At 65.4% G+C, this 18482-nt stretch carries 14 protein-coding genes; 6 read left to right on the top strand and 8 right to left on the bottom strand.

All coding sequences use genetic code 11. From position 1 onward, the window contains the following. Positions 1 to 31: 31 nt before the first annotated feature. From I6F38_RS34530 to I6F38_RS34505, 6 genes are all read right to left on the bottom strand, one after another. A complete protein-coding gene (locus tag I6F38_RS34530) occupies positions 32 to 736 on the bottom strand; it encodes an ABC transporter ATP-binding protein (RefSeq protein ID WP_225163565.1) in 705 nt (234 codons plus the stop codon). Next, positions 729 to 1478 carry an ABC transporter ATP-binding protein gene (locus tag I6F38_RS34525; protein WP_225163564.1) on the bottom strand — a complete coding sequence of 250 codons (750 nt, stop codon included), beginning with the start codon at positions 1476 to 1478 and terminating at the stop codon, positions 729 to 731. The genes I6F38_RS34530 and I6F38_RS34525 overlap by 8 nt, the downstream gene beginning before the upstream one ends. A 10-nt stretch (positions 1479 to 1488) precedes the next feature. Next, on the bottom strand, positions 1489 to 2475 hold the full coding sequence (locus I6F38_RS34520) for a branched-chain amino acid ABC transporter permease (protein WP_225163563.1): 987 nt from the start codon (positions 2473 to 2475) through the stop codon (positions 1489 to 1491). Continuing rightward, on the bottom strand, positions 2475 to 3344 hold the full coding sequence (locus tag I6F38_RS34515; RefSeq protein WP_225163562.1) for a branched-chain amino acid ABC transporter permease: 870 nt from the start codon (positions 3342 to 3344) through the stop codon (positions 2475 to 2477). The genes I6F38_RS34520 and I6F38_RS34515 overlap by 1 nt, the downstream gene beginning before the upstream one ends. A 16-nt stretch (positions 3345 to 3360) precedes the next feature. After that, positions 3361 to 4614, bottom strand: coding sequence for an ABC transporter substrate-binding protein (locus tag I6F38_RS34510; RefSeq protein WP_168857900.1), 1254 nt, complete (start codon positions 4612 to 4614; stop codon positions 3361 to 3363). Positions 4615 to 4916: 302 nt separating this feature from the next. Further along, positions 4917 to 5984: a glycosyltransferase family 4 protein gene (locus I6F38_RS34505; protein WP_057017535.1), complete on the bottom strand. Its 1068-nt coding sequence runs from the start codon at positions 5982 to 5984 to the stop codon at positions 4917 to 4919. Between the two features lie 313 nt (positions 5985 to 6297). On the opposite strand from I6F38_RS34505, the gene I6F38_RS34500 reads away from it, so the two are divergent. From I6F38_RS34500 to I6F38_RS34480, 5 genes are all read left to right on the top strand, one after another. Then, positions 6298 to 8061, top strand: a complete 1764-nt coding sequence (locus tag I6F38_RS34500) for an ABC transporter ATP-binding protein (protein WP_092082665.1) — start codon at positions 6298 to 6300, stop codon at positions 8059 to 8061. Between the two features lie 84 nt (positions 8062 to 8145). Beyond that, positions 8146 to 10347, top strand: a complete 2202-nt coding sequence (locus I6F38_RS34495) for an amylo-alpha-1,6-glucosidase (RefSeq protein WP_225163561.1) — start codon at positions 8146 to 8148, stop codon at positions 10345 to 10347. Positions 10348 to 10394: 47 nt separating this feature from the next. Continuing rightward, positions 10395 to 10994 carry a PRC-barrel domain-containing protein gene (locus I6F38_RS34490; protein ID WP_225163560.1) on the top strand — a complete coding sequence of 200 codons (600 nt, stop codon included), beginning with the start codon at positions 10395 to 10397 and terminating at the stop codon, positions 10992 to 10994. Between the two features lie 88 nt (positions 10995 to 11082). Continuing rightward, positions 11083 to 12321: an MFS transporter gene (locus tag I6F38_RS34485; RefSeq protein ID WP_225163559.1), complete on the top strand. Its 1239-nt coding sequence runs from the start codon at positions 11083 to 11085 to the stop codon at positions 12319 to 12321. Positions 12322 to 12584: 263 nt separating this feature from the next. Next, positions 12585 to 14216: a L,D-transpeptidase gene (locus I6F38_RS34480; RefSeq protein ID WP_225163558.1), complete on the top strand. Its 1632-nt coding sequence runs from the start codon at positions 12585 to 12587 to the stop codon at positions 14214 to 14216. A gap of 111 nt (positions 14217 to 14327) precedes the next feature. Here the strand turns inward: I6F38_RS34480 and I6F38_RS34475 are convergent, their stop codons facing one another. Together I6F38_RS34475 and glgA are read right to left on the bottom strand one after the other, a co-directional pair. Continuing rightward, positions 14328 to 15425 (bottom strand): class I SAM-dependent methyltransferase, encoded by a 1098-nt coding sequence (locus I6F38_RS34475; protein WP_225163574.1) that lies wholly within the window; start codon positions 15423 to 15425, stop codon positions 14328 to 14330. A gap of 141 nt (positions 15426 to 15566) precedes the next feature. Then, complete coding sequence (gene glgA, locus I6F38_RS34470; RefSeq protein ID WP_225163557.1) at positions 15567 to 16994, bottom strand: glycogen synthase GlgA; 1428 nt, start codon at positions 16992 to 16994, stop codon at positions 15567 to 15569. Between the two features lie 153 nt (positions 16995 to 17147). On the opposite strand from glgA, the gene I6F38_RS34465 reads away from it, so the two are divergent. Then, the gene (locus I6F38_RS34465; RefSeq protein WP_225163556.1) at positions 17148 to 18380 is read left to right on the top strand and encodes a CoA transferase; all 1233 of its coding nucleotides are present in this window, start codon (positions 17148 to 17150) and stop codon (positions 18378 to 18380) included. Positions 18381 to 18482 lie beyond the last annotated feature (102 nt).

The raw sequence follows: 18482 nt of genomic DNA, 5'->3' as shown, positions 1-18482 counted from the left end.
TGACGGGACGGGTCGCCCCCGGGGCGCGGTCTCAAATCCCGAGATACGCCGCCTGCACCTGTTTGTTGTTGGCGAGCTCGGCGCTGGTGCCCTGCATGATCACGTTGCCGCTCTCCAGCACATAGGCGCGCTGCACCAGCGACAGCGCGCGGCTGACATTCTGCTCGACCAAGAGGATCGCGGTGCCCATTTTGTGGATCTCGCCGATCTTCTCGAAGGTCACGTCGGTCATCACAGGCGCGAGGCCGAGCGAGGGCTCGTCCAGCATCAGCAGGCGGGGCTTCAGCATCAGCCCGCGGCCGACCGCGACCATCTGCTGCTCGCCGCCGCTCATGGTGCCGGCGAGCTGTTTCCTGCGGTCGGCGAGCCGCGGGAAGATGCTGTAGACGAGCTCCATCGTGCGCGCGCGGTCCGCCTTGGCCTTCGGCGTGTAGGCGCCGATCTCGAGATTCTCCTGCACCGTCATTTCCGGGAACACCTGGCGGCCTTCCGGGACATGCGCGATGCCGAGCTCGGGAATCCGGTAGGGCGGCAGCGTGGCGAGGTCGACGCCGTCGAACGTGACCTTGCCGCCGAACAGCTTGACGAGGCCGGAGACGGCGCGCAGCGTCGTGCTCTTGCCGGCGCCGTTGGCGCCTAACAGGCCGACGGCTTCGCCTTCACCAATCGAGATGCTGACATCGGTGATGGCAGGGACCGAGCCGTAGCTGGCGCTGACGCGGGACAGCTCAAGCATGGGCGTCTCCCTGCGCCGGCGGATGCACATAGGACCCGAGATAGGCGCGGATCACTTCCGGATTCTCCACGATCTCCTTCGGCGCGCCTTCGGCGATCTTCTGGCCGTGGTCGAGCACCACGATGTGGCGGGCCACCGCCATGATCGCGCGCATCACATGCTCCACGATCACGATGGTCAGGCCGCTGGCGGAGAGCTTCTTCACCAGCGCCACCGCCTGGTCGATCTCGGCCGGGTTGAGTCCGGCCATCACCTCGTCGAGCAGCAGGATCCTGGGCTGCGTTGCCAGCGCGCGGGCCATTTCAAGCCGGCGCTGGTCGATGGTGGTGAGGTCCTTGGCCGGCGTCTGCTCCTTGGCGGAGAGGCCGACGAACTCGATCGCCTCGAGCGCCTTGTTGCGCGCGGCCGCGATATGCCGGTCGCGCAGGAACGCGCCGGTCATCACATTGGCGAGCACGGTCATCGCGCCGAACGGCTTTGCCACCTGGAAGGTGCGGGCAAGGCCCAGCGCGCAGACATCATGCGGCTTGAGCCCCACGATCTCGTGACCGAAGGCGAGCACCGAGCCGGAATCCGGTCGATGAAATCCCGTGATCAGGTGAAAGCTCGTGGTCTTGCCGGCGCCGTTCGGCCCGATCAGCGCGACCGTCTCGTTCTCCTGCACCGTGAAGCTGACGTCCTGCACGGCGCGCAGGCCGCCGAAGCGCTTGCTGAGACCCTTGATGACGAGTGCTTCTGCCATCGCGACGACCTCAGGCGCGCGCCGGCTTGCGCCGGGCGGTGCGGTGATAGATGTCGGTCGCGAACCCGATCAGTCCGGTCGGACGCCACAGGATGACAGCCATCAGGATCAGGCTGTAGACCGTGAGCTGGATACCGCCGACCGAGCTGCCGAGCCAGCTTTGCAGCAGCGCCGAGGTGGTCTCCAGCAGCACGGTGCCGATCACCGGGCCCCACAGCGTGCCGATGCCGCCGACGATCGACACCAGCGCCGCCTCGATCGAGACGTTGAAGCTGAATGCGGTCGCGGGATCGATGAAGTAGATGTATTGCGTGTAGAAGGTGCCGGCGAGCGCGGTCAGGAGCGCGCTGATCATGTAGATGTCGCGCTTGACCTTCGGCGCGTTGACGCCGACCGCCTCGGCGGCGTCCTCATCCTCGCCGATCGCGACGAGATAGTAGCCGATCCAGGATTTCTCGATCCTGTGGGTGATCCACAGCCCGACCACGAGCAGGCCGAGCACGACGTAATAGTAAGACGACTTCTCCTCGAACTGCATCATCAGCGGCGCGCTGCCGAGGTTCGGGATCGTGGTGCCTTCGGCGCCCCAGGCGAAGTCGCGGAACTTGAGAAAGATCAGCATCAGCACCTGGGCGGTCGCGATGGTGGCGATGGTGAAATAGGGGCCGCGCAGGCGGAAGCAGAGCCAGCCGATCGGCAGGCTTGCGAGCATCGCGACCACGCCGCCCGCGATCATCCCGATCCAGGGCGAGATGCCGTAGTTCACCTGCATGATGGTGGAGGTGTAGGCGCCGAGCCCGAAATACGCGGCGTGGCCGAGCGACAGCTGCTTGGCGTAGCCGCCCATCAGGTTCCAGGCGACGCCGATGAAGGAGAACAGCAGGATGCGGATGAAGATGTCGATCGCGAACGATGAGGTGACGAGCTGGGGCAAGGCGAGCATGACGACCGCCCCGATCGCGAGCCACAGCCATTTGAAGTTGCTGGACGTCTGCATCACCGGCCCCTCCTGGCGCCGAGCCCGCTCGGCCTGACCGCGAGCGTCAGCAGCAGCAGCGCGAACACCACGATCAAGCCGGAATCGGCGCCGACGAACTGGATGCCGAGCGATTCCGCGACGCCCATCATCAGGCTTGCGATCAGCGCGCCCATCACATTGCCGAGCGTGCCCATCACGACCGCGACGAACGCCATCAGCACGAACACCTGGCCGACGAATGGATAGGCTGAATAGAACGGCATCAGCAGCGAGCCGGCGGCGCCCGCGAGCGCCAGCGCGGTGCCGAACGCGACCGCGAACACGCGGTTCGGGTTGATCCCCATCAGCATCGCGACGTCGCGGTTCTGCGATGCGGCGCGCATCGCGCGGCCGAGATCGGTGGTGTGCAGGAATACCCACAGCAGCCCGCTCAGCGCCATCGCGACCGCGAAGGCGATCAGTTTCGCCACCGGGATGTACAGCCCGCCGATATGCCACGCCGCATCCGAATAGGACGCGTGGACGGTGCGGTAATTGGCGCTGAACAACATCAGCGAGAGATTGAGCAGCAACAGCGACAGCGCGAAGGTCAGGAAGATCTGCGGCATGTCGTTCGGCCCCAGCACCCTGCGGATCAGGAAATGCTGGATCAGGACGCCGGCGAGGAACAGCACCGGCATCGAGACCACGAGCGAGACCAGTGGATCGATGCCGAACTGGGTGGCGAGGAAGAACGAGATATACATCCCGATCATCACGAACTCGCCCTGGGCGAAGTTGACGATCTTGACCACGCCGAAGATCAGCGTGACGCCGATGCTGACAAGCGCGTAGATGCCGCCGATGAGCAGGCCGTTGATCACGGCCTGGGCCAGTGTCTCCCACATGCGATGCGACCGCGGCTCAGGTCTTCATCAGGGGGGCGCGGGCGTCTTCCTTCGGGAAGACGCTGACGAGATCGGTGTTCTGCCACTGCACGCCGACCGGGCGGCCGTAGACGTTCTTGCCGTCCGGCCCGAACTTCACCTTGCCGCCCGGCGCCATCGCAGCAAAGCCCGAGGAGACATCGAGCGTCGAGAGCGCCTCGCGCACCTTCTTGGGATCGGCGGAGGCGGCGCGCTCCAGCGCGTCGGCCAGCATGAAGGTCTGCGCGACCAGGCCGCCGGCATATTCGAACGCGAACTCGCCGGTGCGCTTCTTGAATTCGACATTCACCTTCTGCGCGTCGTCGCTGACGTCGTGGTTCCAGTGCGCAACGCCCTGCAGGCCCTCGGCGGCATTGCCGACATTCTTGTAGAAGTCCGGCATCACGAAGCCGCCGGAGCCGCCGTTGATCGCGATGTTGAGCCCGACCTGCTTCACGGTGCGCACGATCAGGATGAGGTCGTTGAGATAGGACAGTGAGAACAGCGTGTTGGCGCCGGAGGCCTTGACCTTGTTGATCAGCGGGCTCGCGTCGGTGAAGCCGGCCGAGTAGGGCTCGAACATCACGATCTCGACGCCTTCGCCCGGCGCCAGCTCCTTCAGCCCGTTCGATGTCGAGGTGCCGAACGCGGTGTTCTCGAAAATGACGGCGACCTTGGCCTGCTCGCTGACCAGCTTGGCCATCTGCAACTGGGCCTTGGCAAACTGCGAGGCGCGTGCGAACGGCGTGAAGGTGTAGGTGCGCCCCTTGTTGAGCTGGTCGGAGCTCGATCCGGTGATGATCGGGACCTTCGCCCGTTCGCAGACTTCGCTCGCGATCAAGGTCAGCGCGCTGGCATAGCAGCCATGGATCGCCGACAGCTTGTTGCCCGTGATCAGGCGGTCGGTCTCGGTGCGCGTCACCGTGGTGTCGCTCTGCACGTCCGAGACGATGAGGTTGAGCTTGGCGCCGCCGAGCGACTTGATGCCGCCGGCCTCGTTGACCATGTCGACCGCGAGCTTGGCCGCAGCCACGCAGCCGACGCCGATCTGCGCCATGCTGCCGGTGGTCGGATAGAGCGCGCCGATGTTGATCGGATCGGCCGCCCAGCCGCGCAGCGGAACGGCGCCGAACGCGCCTGCCGCCAGCACGCCGCCGGTCTTGGCGAGGAATTTGCGACGGTTCAGCTTGTTTTGTGAGGCTCTGGTCGGTGCGGCATTATTAATGGCCGACGGCTTGCGGTCCCCTGTCATGGCGTTCCCCCTGCGCGATCACGGCACGGTTGCTCCGTCCGCTCGCTTATTATTTTTTGCTCAAGCGCGGCGCATAAGAGCACGTAATTCGGCATTCGCAAAGGCGATATCAGCCGAACTGATGGGGAAACATGTCGTCGCTGGTGCGTCGCAGCAATCGTGCGACGCGGGCATGCGTAGTGTTTTGCTGCGTGAGAGTTGCCGCCGCGGACGACGGTATTATTGACAATCGAACGACCCGACGGACCGGCACGGATGGTGCCGGCCGGCCCGCCGGATCATTCGATCGGCCGCTGCAACTGCTACTCCGCGCTCGCCACCAGCTTGAAGCGCGGCTCGGCTTCCATCAGGCCGCGGAAGGCGGCGAGATAGTCGAGCGCCATGCGCCGCGCGGTGAAGCGGGTCTCGAACTGCTTGCGGATCGCGTCGCGGTTGAGCGTTCCGAGGCGGCCGACGGAGGAGATCGCACTGATCTCGTCCTCGACGATAAAGCCGGTCAGGCCATCCTCGATGATCTCCGGCACCGAGCCGCGGTTATAGGCGATGACGGGCGTGCCGCAGGCCATCGCTTCGATCATCACGAGGCCGAACGGCTCCGGCCAGTCGATCGGAACCAGGAGCCCGATCGCGCCGCTGAGAAAATCCGGCTTCTCGCGGTCGCTGATTTCGCCGATGAACTCGACCAACGGGTTGCTGGTGATCAGCGGCTTGATCAACTCATCGTAATATTCCTGGTCGGCACGATCGACCTTGGCCGCGATCCTCAGCGGAATGCCGCAGCGGGTTGCGATCTTGATCGCGCGATCGACGCCTTTCTCCGGCGCGATGCGCCCGAGTACCGCGAGATAGGACGGCTTCGCCGGTTGCGGCGTCAGCAGATTCTCCGGTAGGCCGTGATGGATGGTGCGCACCCAATGCGCCTGCGGCACCGGCCGCCGCTGCGCGTTGGAGATCGAGATCACCGGAATCTTCGAGAAGGTGTTGAAGACCGGCTGATGCTCCGGCAGGTCGAGCCGTCCGTGCAAGGTGGTGACGAACGGCGTCGGCTGCCGCGCGAACAGCGACCACGGATAATAGTCGAGATGGCAGTGCAGGAAGTCGAACTCCTCGTCGTCGGCCTTCTGCCGCACGCGTTCCAGCATCACCATGTGGAGCGCATTGGGATCGCGGACCGAGCCGTCGAGCCGCAGTGCCTTCGGCCAGGTCGCATCGAGCTTCGCGGAGGTTTGAGAATCGCCACTGGCGAACAACGTCACGTCATGTCCAAGTGTTACAAGTTCTTCGGTCAGCCAGTGCACGACCCGTTCGGTGCCGCCGTAGAGCTTGGGGGGAACAGCCTCCGTCAGCGGGGCAACCTGCGCGATGCGCATCTCTCCGTCTCCTGTTTGTAATGTGGAATGAACTACCCTCAGCCCTCAGATGGCACCGACATGCCAAAGACGGGAACGTTCTCGCACGTGCGAGGTTCCTTAGATGTGGGAGATCTGCCGCTTCTTTCTTCCATCACACTGTGGTCTTGCTGATGCCATCACGCTCCAACACGGTTTTGCCTATGCCAGCGTTGCAAAATTGTTGCGCAGTGATGGCTGCATCAAGGAATCCCACCGCCGCCCTTCACGTCATCGTGCGCGAGAGCTTCGACTAGAATTTTCTCGTTCACCTTCAACAGCTTTGCAGGACGTCATGGACCATCTGTCAGGATACGCGCATCGTCCGTTTCCCTTTGTGTTGCGCTATCTGCGCCGGCGTCTGCCGTCGCATGTTGTGATTTTGTCAGCCGTTGTTGCGGCGGTTGCCTGCTCGGTAGGCACGCAATACGGCGTGAAGAATCTGGTCGATGCGTTGTCGGCGGGGCCGTCGGCCGCGAACGGCGTATGGCTGGCATTCGCTCTGCTCATGTCACTGATCGCAGCCGACAACTTCCTGTGGCGGATCGCGAGCTGGACCGCGAGCTACACCTTTGTCAGCGTCACCGGCGATCTTCGCCGCGACATGTTCCGCCATCTCACCGGCCACGCGCCGAGCTATTTCACGGATCGGCTGCCGGGCATGCTGACCAGCCGGATCACGGCGACCTCGAACGCGGTGTTCACCGTCGAGAACATGTTCGTATGGAATGTGTTGCCGCCCTGCATCGCGACCTTCGCGGCGATCGCCCTGGTTGGAACAGTCAGCGTGACAATGTCAGCAGTGCTGATCCTGATCGCCGGAACCATGGTGGTGGCCATGTTCCGCATCGCCGCCGCCGGCCGGCCGCTGCATGACGATTTCGCCAACAGGGCGGCTGCCGTGGACGGCGAAATGGTCGACGTCATCAACAACCTGCCGCTGGTACGCGCGTTCTGCGGCCTCGGCTATGAGCACGAACGCTTCGATGCGACCGTCAATCGGGAACTCGTCGCGCGTGGCCGTTCCCTGCGCTACCTCGAGAAGCTTCGTCTCATTCACGCCGGCGTGACCGTCATCCTGACCATCGCGATGCTGGCCTGGGCCCTCTCGCTCTGGCAGCAGGGCGCGGCGACCACCGGCGACGTCGTGCTGGTCTGCACGCTCGGCATCTCGATCCTCAGCGCCACCCGCGATCTCGCGGTTGCGCTGGTCGATGTCACCCAGCATGTCGCGCGGCTGACCGAGGCCCTGGCGACGCTGTTGCAACCGCACGAGCTGAAGGACCATCCGGAGGCCGAGGCGCTGGTGAAGAGCGGCGCGGCGATCGCCTTCAACAATGTCTCGTTCCGCTATCCCGGCGGCCTGCAGGTGTTCGAGCGCTTCAGCCTGCGCATCCAGCCCGGCCAGAGGGTCGGCCTGGTCGGCCACTCCGGCGGCGGCAAGTCAACACTGTTTACCCTTCTGCAGCGCTTCTACGACGTCGAGCAGGGCAACATCACCGTCGACGGCCAGGACATCTCGCGCGTCACCCAGCAGAGCCTGCGCGCCGCAATCTCGGTGGTGCCGCAGGATATCTCGCTGTTCCACCGTTCGATCCTGGAGAACATCCGCTACGGCCGGCCGGACGCCACCGACGACGAGGTGCTGCGGGCGGCGATCGCGGCGCGCTGCGACTTCATCGAGAGCTTGCCCGAGGGCATGAACACCATCGTCGGCGATCGCGGCGTCAAGGTCTCCGGCGGCCAGCGCCAGCGCATCGCGATCGCGCGCGCCTTCCTGAAGGATGCGCCGATCCTGCTGCTCGATGAGGCCACCGCGGCGCTCGATGCCGACTCCGAGGAGGCGATCCGCGAGGCGTTGTCGCGGCTGATGCGCGGGCGTACCGTGGTCGCAATCGCGCACCGCCTCGCGACGCTGCGCAGCTTCGACCGCGTGCTTGTGCTGCAGGGTGGCCGGATCGTCGAGGACGGTCCGCCCGATATCCTCGTGAAGGGAAGGGGCCCCTACCGCGACCTGGTCGCGCGTGAAATGGGCCGCCTTTCCACCAGCGCGGCCTGACCCCGCGTCGTCAAGTGCGTTTGTGCGTTCCGGTGCGTTCGTTCGAACCAGGATACGGGCCAAGCAAAGTCGCCAGAGGTTCAGATGGCAGCTGACGTCGTTACGCAGATCATCACCGCTCGCATCACGGAGCACGTCGCCGAATCGCCGTTCTACATTCCGATGACCGGGCCCGCGGCGCGGCCGCGGCGCTCGCTCAAGCATGACGACACCTTCATCGTGCTCGACAGCCATGGCGACATCGGCGCCTCGGCCGGCGGGCCGGACGGCCTGTTCAACGCCGACACCCGCTACCTGGCGCGGCTGGAAATGGTGCTGGAGGACGTGCAGCCGCTCCTGCTCGGCTCCAACATGCGCGACGACAATTCGGCGCTGACGGTCGATCTCACCAATTCCGACGTCTATCGCGACGACCGTCTGACCCTGCCGAAGGACACGCTGCACATCGTACGCTCGATCTTCCTGTGGCGCGGCACGGCCTATCAGCGTATCGGCCTGCAGAATCACGGCGATCATGCCGCGAGCTTCGATCTCACGCTGCTGTTCGACAACGACTTTGCCGATCTGTTCGAGGTGCGCGGCGAGCGCCGGCCGCGGCGTGGCATCGGCTCGAGCAAGCTGCTCGGACCGACCGACGTGGTGCTGGAATATTGCGGCCTCGACGAGCAGACGCGGATCACCGCGCTGCATTTCGATCCGCGGCCGACGCGGCTGTCGGTCAACGCGGCGACCTATCATTTCGATCTCGAGCCCGGGCAGGTGACGTCGCTGTTCGTCGCGGTCTCCTGCAACAAGCCGATCATGCAGAAGCCGGTGCCGTTCTTCCGCGGGCTGCTGGCGCACCGCCGCGAGATGCGGACCTCGTCGGCCGGCGCAGCCAGCATCGAAACCTCGAACAACATCTTCAACGAGGTGCTGTGCCAGGCGATGGCCGACCTCAACATGCTGATGACGGAGACACCGCAGGGCCGTTACCCCTATGCCGGCATTCCCTGGTATTCGACGACGTTTGGCCGCGACGGACTGATCACCGCGTTGCAGATGCTGTGGGTCGATCCGCGGATCGCCAAGGGCGTGCTGAAGCGGCTCGCGCTGTTCCAGGCCAAGGCGGTCGATCCGCTGGCCGATGCCGCGCCGGGCAAGATCCTGCATGAGATGCGCGGCGGCGAAATGGCCGCGCTTCGTGAGGTGCCGTTCGCGCATTATTACGGCAGCGTCGATTCGACTCCGCTGTTCGTGCTGCTCGCCGGGCTCTATCTGGAGCGCACCGGCGATTTGGACACGCTGCGCGAGCTGTGGCCCGCGGTCGAGGCCGGCCTGCAATGGATCGACGGCCCGGGCGATCCCGACCGTGACGGCTTCGTCGAATATCAGCGCGCCACCGAAGAGGGGCTTCGCAATCAAGGCTGGAAGGATTCGTTCGACGCCATCTTCCACGCAGACGGTACGCTTGCCGAGGGCAATATCGCGCTGGCGGAAGTGCAGGGCTATGTGTTTGCCGGCAAGCAGCTTGCCGCGCGAGCGGCGCGCAAGCTCGGCTTTGCGGACAAGGCCGCGAAGCTGGAAGCCGAGGCCGAGCTGTTGCGCGAGCGGTTCGAGGAGGCATTCTGGTGCGAGGAGCTCGGCACCTATGCGGTCGCGCTCGACGGCGCCAAGCAGCCGTGCAAGGTGCGCACCTCGAATGCCGGCCAGACATTGTTTTCCGGCATGGTGCGGGAAGACCGCGCGCGACGGGTCGCCGCCGACCTGATGAGCCAGAAGTTCTTCTCGGGCTGGGGCATCCGCACCGTCGCCGCGGGCGAAGTGCGCTACAACCCGATGTCCTATCACGACGGCTCGATCTGGCCGCATGACAACGCGCTGATCGCACTCGGATTCGCGCACTACGGCCTCAAGCATTCGGTCGCGCATCTGTTCAAGGGCCTGTTCGACGCCGCGAGCTATATGGAACTGCGGCGGCTGCCGGAATTGTTCTGCGGCTTCCGCCGCGAGCGCCGGCGCGGCCCGGTGCTCTATCCCGTGGCCTGTGCACCGCAGGCCTGGGCGAGCGCGACGCCGTTCACGCTGCTGGAGGCGGCGCTTGGCCTCGAGTTCGACACCGCGCGCGGCGAGATTCGCTTGCGCGATCCGCGGCTGCCGGAGTTCCTCAACGATGTGGTGCTGCGCGACCTCAGGCTCGGCGCTTCCAGTGTCGATCTGAGGCTGCGCCGCCATGACGACGAGGTGTCGCTGGAAGTGTTGCGCACACGCGGCCAGATCCAGGTGTCGATCGTGCTGACGCATTGAGCGTCGTCGCGCGGCATGCGTGCGCCGGAAATCGCGGGGAGAGTAACATGCGTCCGAGGATGATGATGATGCTGGTCGCAGCGGCGCTGCTGACATGCGCGGGTGTCCGCGCCGCCGACGACGAAGCGCCGGCGCCGACACCATCGCCGCCGGCCGTGCAGGCGCCGCCAGCAACGCCAGCAACTCCTGCGCCGCCGGCAGCCCAGGCGCCGCCAGCAGCCTCTGCGACGCCGAAGGAGCAAGCGAAGGAGCCCTCAAAGGAATCGTCCAAGGAACCATCCAAGGAACCGTCGCCGCCGCCGTCGGTGACCGTGATCGGTGCTCGCGATGCGCACGGCATTCTCGGGCGCGACGTTCGCAGTTCCGCCAATGAGAACATGGGCCGTATCGTCGACGTCATTGTCGACCGCGACGGCAAGGTCCGCGCCGCAGTGATCGATTTCGGCGGCTTCCTCGGCGTCGGCAGCCGCAAGATCGTGGTCGATTGGAACGCGCTGCGTTTTGCCGGTGTTTCCAGCAAGAGCGACAGCATCACGCTGGACCTCAACAAGCAGCAGGTGAGCGCTGCGCCCGAGTACAAGGAAGATACGCCGCTGATCGTGCTGGGCGCGGCGGGAAGCCTGCATCCATGGGATTACGAACATTAGGGGGGTAGAGCTGGTCGCGCGTCCGAACTCTTCTTTAGAGACGGTTGGCGACGATCGTGGCGAGCGATCAGCCGGCAGCACCAACGTTGTGTCAATTGTCCCCGATCAGCCCACTCCGGAGGAACCGCGCGGGCCGTCGCGGGAAAGCCAGCGCGGCCTCGACTGGTTCATCTTCTTCCTGGCCGACGTGCAGACCGGCTTCGGCCCGTTCGTCGCGGTCTATCTGACGACGCAGAAATGGACCCAGGTCGAGATCGGCTTCGTGCTCTCGATCGGCGGCATTATCGGCCTCTTGGGCCAGATGCCCGGCGGGGCGATCGTCGATGCGGCGCGCTCCGAGCGGGTCGTTGCGGGCTGTGCGGTGGCCGCGATCGGCGCCAGCGCGCTGGCCTATGCGCTCTGGCCGATCTTTCCCGTGGTGACGCTCGCCGCGACGCTGCACGCGCTCGCAAGCTGCGTGCTTGGCCCGGCGATCGCCGCGATCAGCCTCGGCCTGGTCGGGCCGCTTGCGATCGGCGAGCGGCTCGGCCGCAATGCGCGCTTCGCCTCGCTCGGCAGCGGCTCGGCCGCGGCACTGATGGGCGCCTGCGGCTATCTGCTGTCGAGCCGCTCAGTGTTCCTCGTCACTTTCATCTTGGCGATCCCGACGCTGTTGTCACTGGCGCGGATCCGCGAGCGCGAGATCGACATCGCGCAGGCCCATGGCGAGGTGAAACGGGAAGTCCCCGACAAGCGCGCCACCAGCGTCGTCAGCCTGGTGCGGCAGCGGCCGCTCCTGATCTTTGCCGGCGCGATGATGCTGTTCCAGCTCGCCAATGCCGCGATGCTGCCCTTGATGGCGGGCGTGGTGACGACACGGTCGAGCCAATGGGCGCCGGTCCTGATCGCTGCCTGCATCATTGTGCCGCAGGCGATCGTCGCGCTGTCCTCGCCGTCGGTCGGCCGCAAGGCCCAGGCCTGGGGGCGGCGGCCGCTGCTGTTGATCGCATTCGCCGCGCTGGCGATCCGCGGCCTGTTGTTCGCGACGGTGCGTGACCCCTATGTGCTGGTCATGGTGCAGATTTTCGACGGCATCACCGCGGCGATCTTCAGCGTAATGGTGCCGCTGATCGTGGCCGACATCGCCTTCGGCAGCGGCCATTTCAACCTGGCGCAGGGCATTGTCGGCACCGCGGTCGGCATTGGCGCGTCGCTCAGCACGGTGCTGGCCGGCTATGTCAGCGACAAGCTCGGCAGCAGCACGGCCTTCATGGGCCTCGCCGGGATCGCCGCATTCGGGCTGTTCGTGATCTGGCTGGTGATGCCGGAGACGCGGCGGACGGCATGATGGCAGGGCGCAACCGCGGCACCATTGGCCGCCACCGACCAGACTGGGATACGGCTACCGGTCGGTTTTGCTGCGCGGCACACTTTCTCCTGCATGTGCCGTCATATATGAGTAAATACATAAGTGATTTGCTGCTGGAACGAGCCCGATGGTCCCCAGGAGCGAGTTCGCGCGTTGGACCGTGGCGGCGATTAATCAATCCAAAATCGCGGTCTGGTACGGGATTGACGGAGCGCGGGCAGGCATTTCGACCGAGGAGCGGCATGGTACATCGAACGACGACGGCGCAAACCACCGGAGCGATGCGGCGTTGGGGCCAACCCGCCTTTGTGACTTTCGCAGCGATGGTCACACTTGCGTCACTGACCGGTGGCGTCGCGGCGAAAGAGCAGCGTCCCGCGGCAGCCGTCGAGGCGACCGCGCCGCGCACCGCTGGCGAGCCGATCATGGCGATCGTGTCGATCAAGGCCCAGAAGGTGACGCTCTACGACGCCGAGGGCTGGATCTACCGTGCGCCGGTGTCGAGCGGCGTCAAGGGACGCGAGACGCCGGCCGGCGTCTTTGCGCTGATCGAGAAGGACAAGGACCACCACTCAACCCTGTATGACGATGCCTGGATGCCCAACATGCAGCGCATCACCTGGAACGGCATCGCGCTGCATGGCGGGCCGCTGCCGGGATATGCGGCCTCCCACGGCTGCGTGCGGATGCCCTACGATTTTGCCGAGAAGCTGTTCGACAAGACCCGGATCGGGATGCGGGTGATCATCGCGCCGAACGATCCGGCCCCGGTCGATTTCACCCATCCGGCGCTGTTCGTGCCGAACGCGCAAGCCATTGCGGCAGCTCCGGCGCGCGCCGAGAAGCTCAGCCGCGAGGCCGCGGATGCCGCCAAGGCAGCCGACGAGGCGAAGAAGGCTTCGATAGCCGCGACCAAGGAGGCCGCACTGTTCACGCCTGCGTCGCTGCGCAAATTGCAACAGATCAAGACCCGTGCCGACGCTGCGGTTGCGTCGGCCGACAAGACGCTCGCTAATGCAAAGACCGACCAGGCCAAGGCGCGCGCCGAGGATCTGAAGCAGAAGGCGGTGGCCAAGGCCGCGGAAGCGACCGCGCAGTTCGAGGCCGCCCAGGGCGACGCCAAGCCGAAGCTCGACGCTGCAGCCGCCGCCAAGGACGCCGCCAAGGCGGCCGAAACCAAGAAAGCGGATACCCAGAAGGCGGCGACCGAGGCGAAGCTCGCGCTCGAGCCGGTGTCCGTCTACATCAGCCGTGCAACGCAGAAGCTTTACGTCCGCCGCAACACCCATAAGCCATGGGCGGATGGCGGCGAGGTGTTCGATTCAAGCATCGAGGTTCCGGTCACGATCCGCGATCCGGACAAACCGATCGGCACGCATATCTACACGGCGATGGCGCGCAACGACGCGGGCGGCCTGCGCTGGACCCAGGTGACGATCGACGACGGAGACAACGCCAGGAATGCGCTCGATCGTGTCACCATCCCGCAGGATGTGCTGGATCGCATCGCGCCGACCGCCGTTGCGCGCTCTTCGATTATCATCTCGGACGAGCCGTTGAGCGCCGAGACCAACTATCGCACCGAGTTCGTCGCCGTTCTGAGCAACCAGCCCCAGGGTGGTTTCATCACGCGCAAGCCGACCCGGCCCATGATGACCGACGACATGGTTGCGAGCAGGGACGACGACGGTTTCGGCTTCTTCTCTCAGCGCAGCTGGAATCCCCAATCGGGCACCCAATACGGCACCCCGTATGGCAGTCCCCAATACAGCAATCCCCAGTACGGCAATCCCCAGATTTACGGCAATCCGCAAGCGGCCAATCCGCGCCGGCGCGGCGGCCAGTACTTCTGGCAATCGCAACAGGACTGGTAACGGAGCGTCGAGGACGCAGGCCGCAACGAGCGGCCGCGGCGTCAGATCGGCATTGCAGCGTTGGGCGGCGGCGTGATGCCGCCGCCCAATCGCATTGTGCGGTTGCCCATCTTACGGGCGAGCTTCCAGGATCAGGTTGAACGGCGTCTCCGCGGCGCGGCGGAACCGCGAGAAGCCGCCCTGGCGCGCCACCTCGCGCAGTCTTGCCTCTCCGGCCTGCGCGCCGAGCGCGAGCCCGACCTCCTGGTCCAGCGACGCCGGCGTGCAGATCATCGTCGAGGCGGCGTAGTAGACGCGCCCGATCGGATTGAGGTTGTCCTCCAGCCGGTCGTTGGCGAACGGCTCGATCAGCATGCAGGTGCCGTCGTCGGCGAGGGTGGAGCGGGTGTGCTTAAGGGCGCCGACCGGATCGCCCATGTCGTGCAGGCAGTCGAAGAAGCACACCAGGTCATAGCCCTTGGCCGGGAATGTCTTGGCGGAATGCGTTTCGAAATGAACGCGGTCCGACAGTCCCGCTTCCCGCGCAGACTTCCGCGCCGCCTCGATCGAGCCGTCGTGATAGTCGAAGCCGTAGAAGGTTGATTTCGGAAACGCCTCCGCCATCAATCGCGTCGAGACGCCGTGCCCGCAGCCGACGTCGGCGACGACAGCGCCCTTCTTCAGCTTGTCGACGACGCCCTCGAGCGTCGGCAGCCATTCCTGCACCAGATAGTGCTTGTAGCTGGTACGGAAGAAGCGGGCGGTGCCGCAGAACAGGCACTCGCTGCGCCTGTTCCAGCCGACGCCCTTGCCGGTCTTGAACGCGTCAGTAATCTTGGGCTCATCGAGAAAGGTCGCGCCGACCAGGCTTCCGACGGCGCCGAGGAAGACCGGGCTGTCCTCGTCGGCCAGCGCGAGCGCCTGCTCGGGCAGCATCGAGAATTTTCCGGATGGCTTGTCGTACTCGATGTAGCCGGAGGCCGCCTGCGCCGACAGCCACTCCTGGATGTAGCGCTCGGCGGTTCCTGTTGCCTTGGCCAGGGCCGCGGCATTCATCGGCCCGCCCTGCGCGAGGGCCCTGTACAGCCCGAGCTTGTCGCCCAGCAGCATCAACGAGGCGTTCATTGCCGCGCCGACATCGCCGATCATCTTTCCCATGAATGAATTGAGGCGCTCTTCGTTGACGTCCTTGCTGTTCCTCCATCGCAATCGCGTTTGGCCAAAAGTCATCATTCGCAATTTCACGCATGCGTCGTCGTCCAGCCGTGTGGCGACGTGATCGCCTGAAAGGTTCGGTGCAATGACCCGATTGTTACCGGGCCGGTGGGATCCCACAGCCGCCCGGCTTCACAAGCCCGCGACGCGGGCCGCCTACGCCATCACGCGCGGCATGACCAGCCGTTTGTACAGCGCTCCGTAGCAGGCGGCCGACAGGTCCCAGCTGTAGGACTTGGCCATCGCGCTGGAGCGCATGGCGTTGAGCCGGTCCTTGGCGCGGTAGGCGTCGAAGGCGCGCCTGACGCCACCGAGGAAGGATTCCGCCGACGGCTGCGCGAACAGGAAGCCGGTCTCGCCGTCGGCGATGGTTTCCGCAAGCCCGCCGGTCTGGTGGCCGATCGGCAGCGAGCCGAAGCGCTGCGCATACATCTGGCTGAGGCCGCAGGGCTCGAAGCGCGACGGCATCAGGGTGAAATCGCTGCCGGCGAAGATTCGGCGCGCCTGCCCATCGTTGAAGCCGATGATCACGCCGATCGCATCGGGCCGGCGGCGATGCGCGGCCACCAGCGCATCCTCGATGGCCGGCTCGCCGCTGCCGGTGACGACGATCTGTCCGCCGTCCCTGACGATCTCGTCGGCGGCCGACAGCACGAGGTCGACGCCTTTCTGATGCACGAGGCGGGCGACGAGGCCAAAGATCGGCCCGCGCGAGACCGCAAGGCCGAACTGGCGGCGGACATAGTCGGCGTTGGCCTGCTTGCCCTTCCAGTCGCCGGCGCCGAACGGCTGTGCGAGCTGCGCGCAGTGGCGCGGATCCCAGCTCTCGTCGATGCCGTTCAGGATGCCGGTCAGCTGGTCGGCATCGGAGCGCACCCGGAGCAGGCCTTCCAGGCCGCAGCCGAGCTCTGCGGTCGTGATCTCCCTGGCATAGGTCGCGCTGACCGTGGTCAGATGCGAGGCGTAGACGAGGCCGCCCTTGAGGAAGGAGAGCTTGTCGTAGAACTCCAGCCCGTCGATGTGGAATGAGCTTTCCGGTGCGCCGATCCGTCGCAGCGAGTCCTTCGGAAACAGGCCCTGATAGGCGAGATTGTGGATGGTCAGGATCGAGGGGATCCGCGCGCCGCGCCAGGCGAGGTAGGCCGGTGTGAGCGCGGCCTGCCAGTCGTTGGCGTGTACGAGGTCCGCTGCCCAATTCTTGTCCAGCATCCCGGCTGCAAGTTCGGCAGCGGCGGAGGCAAAGCGGCCGAAGCGGATGTCGTTGTCGGGCCAGTCGCGACCGGACTCATCGCCATAGGGATTGCCCGGCCTCTCGTAGAGTTGCGGGCACAGCAGCACGTAGACCGGAAGTCCGTCCCTGGTCGACGCACGCCCGAGCGTGCAGGCCGGCATCTCGGCGAGCGCTCGGCATTGCCCAACGATTTCAATATGCGTGAACTGTTCGACCACATCCCGGTAGCCGGGAAGCATGATCCTGACGTCGCTCCACGGGCGGAGAGCCCGCGGAAGGGCAGCGGAAACGGCGGCGAGCCCGCCCACGCGGACGAAATCGTCCATCTCCGTCGTGACGAATAAGACCTTCAACAAGCGCCCTCGTTCCAGCCCGTGACAGGGCTATGCAAGATCGGGTCCAATCTGCCTTTGAGTAAAATGCAAGACGGCCCGCGCTCCCGGTCTGGACGAGACGCTTTCCTGCCAGGGCGGCTCACTTTAGGGTCACGCGACGCCAAACAACCAATGACGAAGGTGGAGGAAGCCTTGCCGACGACCATAGCCGCTGACGATGAGGGGAATTTGACACGGAGCTTCGACGGCCTTCGCGTGCTCGATTTTTCGACCACGATCGCCGGACCTCATTGCACGCGGATGCTCGCCGACATGGGCGCCGAGGTAATCAAGATCGAGCCCGCCGAGGGCGAGACGATGCGAACGCGGCCGCCGGTGCGCAACAATTGCTCGACGGCGTTCGGCCAGCTCAATATCGGCAAGAACAGCCTGGTGCTCGACCTGAAGTCGTCGGCCGGCGTCGAAGCCGTGCGCCGGCTGATCGCCACCGCCGACGTGCTGGTGGAGAATTTCCGTCCCGGCGTGATGCGGCGGCTGAAGCTCGACTATGCCTCTATCCGCGACATCAATCCAAAACTGATCTTTTGCTCGATCTCCGGCTACGGTCAGACCGGCCCGTCGGCGGAATTGCCGGCCTATGCGCCGGTGATCCATGCCGCCTCGGGCTACGAGATGGCGCATCTCGCCTATCAGCCGGGCCGTAGCCGGCCGGACTATTGCGGCATCTACCACGCCGATGTGCTGACCGGCGTTTACGCCTTCGGTGCGATCTCGGCGGCGCTCTACCAGCGCGCCGCCAGCGGCAAGGGCCAGCACATCGACGTCTCGATGCTGGAATCGATGCTGAGCCTGACCCTGAACGAGTTGCAGTGGTCGCAATTCGAGGTGAAGCAAACCCAGCGCCCGATGTTCGGCCCGATCGAAACCACCGACGGCTACGTGATGGTGGCGATCGCCAGCGAGAAGACGTTCCAGAACCTGATGCAGGTGATCGGCCGTCCCGATTGGGTGTCCGATACGCGCTTCGCCAAATATGCCGATCGGCGGGAGAACTGGGCGGGCCTGATGGAGGGCGTGGAGGCGTGGTCGCGCTCGGTCAGCACGCAGGCCTGCCTTGCCGCACTCAATGAATATGGCGTGCCGTCATCGGCCTATCGCACCGTGCGCGAGGCGCTCGCCGATCCGCAAATCGCCCATCGCGGCGCGCTGGCCGACGTTGCGGACGGCGGCGGCAGCTTCAAGGTGCTCAATCTGCCGTTCCGCCTGTCCGGCGCTGCGGTCGGTGCGCGCAAGCGGATGTCGACGCTTGGCGAGCACACGCTGTCCTATCTGAAGGAGATCGGGCTCTCCGAGGATCAGATCGCAGGCTTCGCAGCGCAACCGGCGAAGACGGCGCGTCATTAAGCCTGCGGCTTTTCATCCGCATTACGGTCTTGTCGCGCGCGGCGATTCCGGACAATCTGCCGCCCAACAGACGACGATCCGGAACACCGGACGTCGCCCACT

The sequence above is a fragment of the Bradyrhizobium sp. BRP56 genome, from assembly GCF_020194035.1.
GTDB lineage: Bacteria > Pseudomonadota > Alphaproteobacteria > Rhizobiales > Xanthobacteraceae > Bradyrhizobium > Bradyrhizobium australafricanum.
Note: the sequence above shows the minus strand (reverse complement) of the source record. Positions and strands in the feature narration are given on the sequence as shown.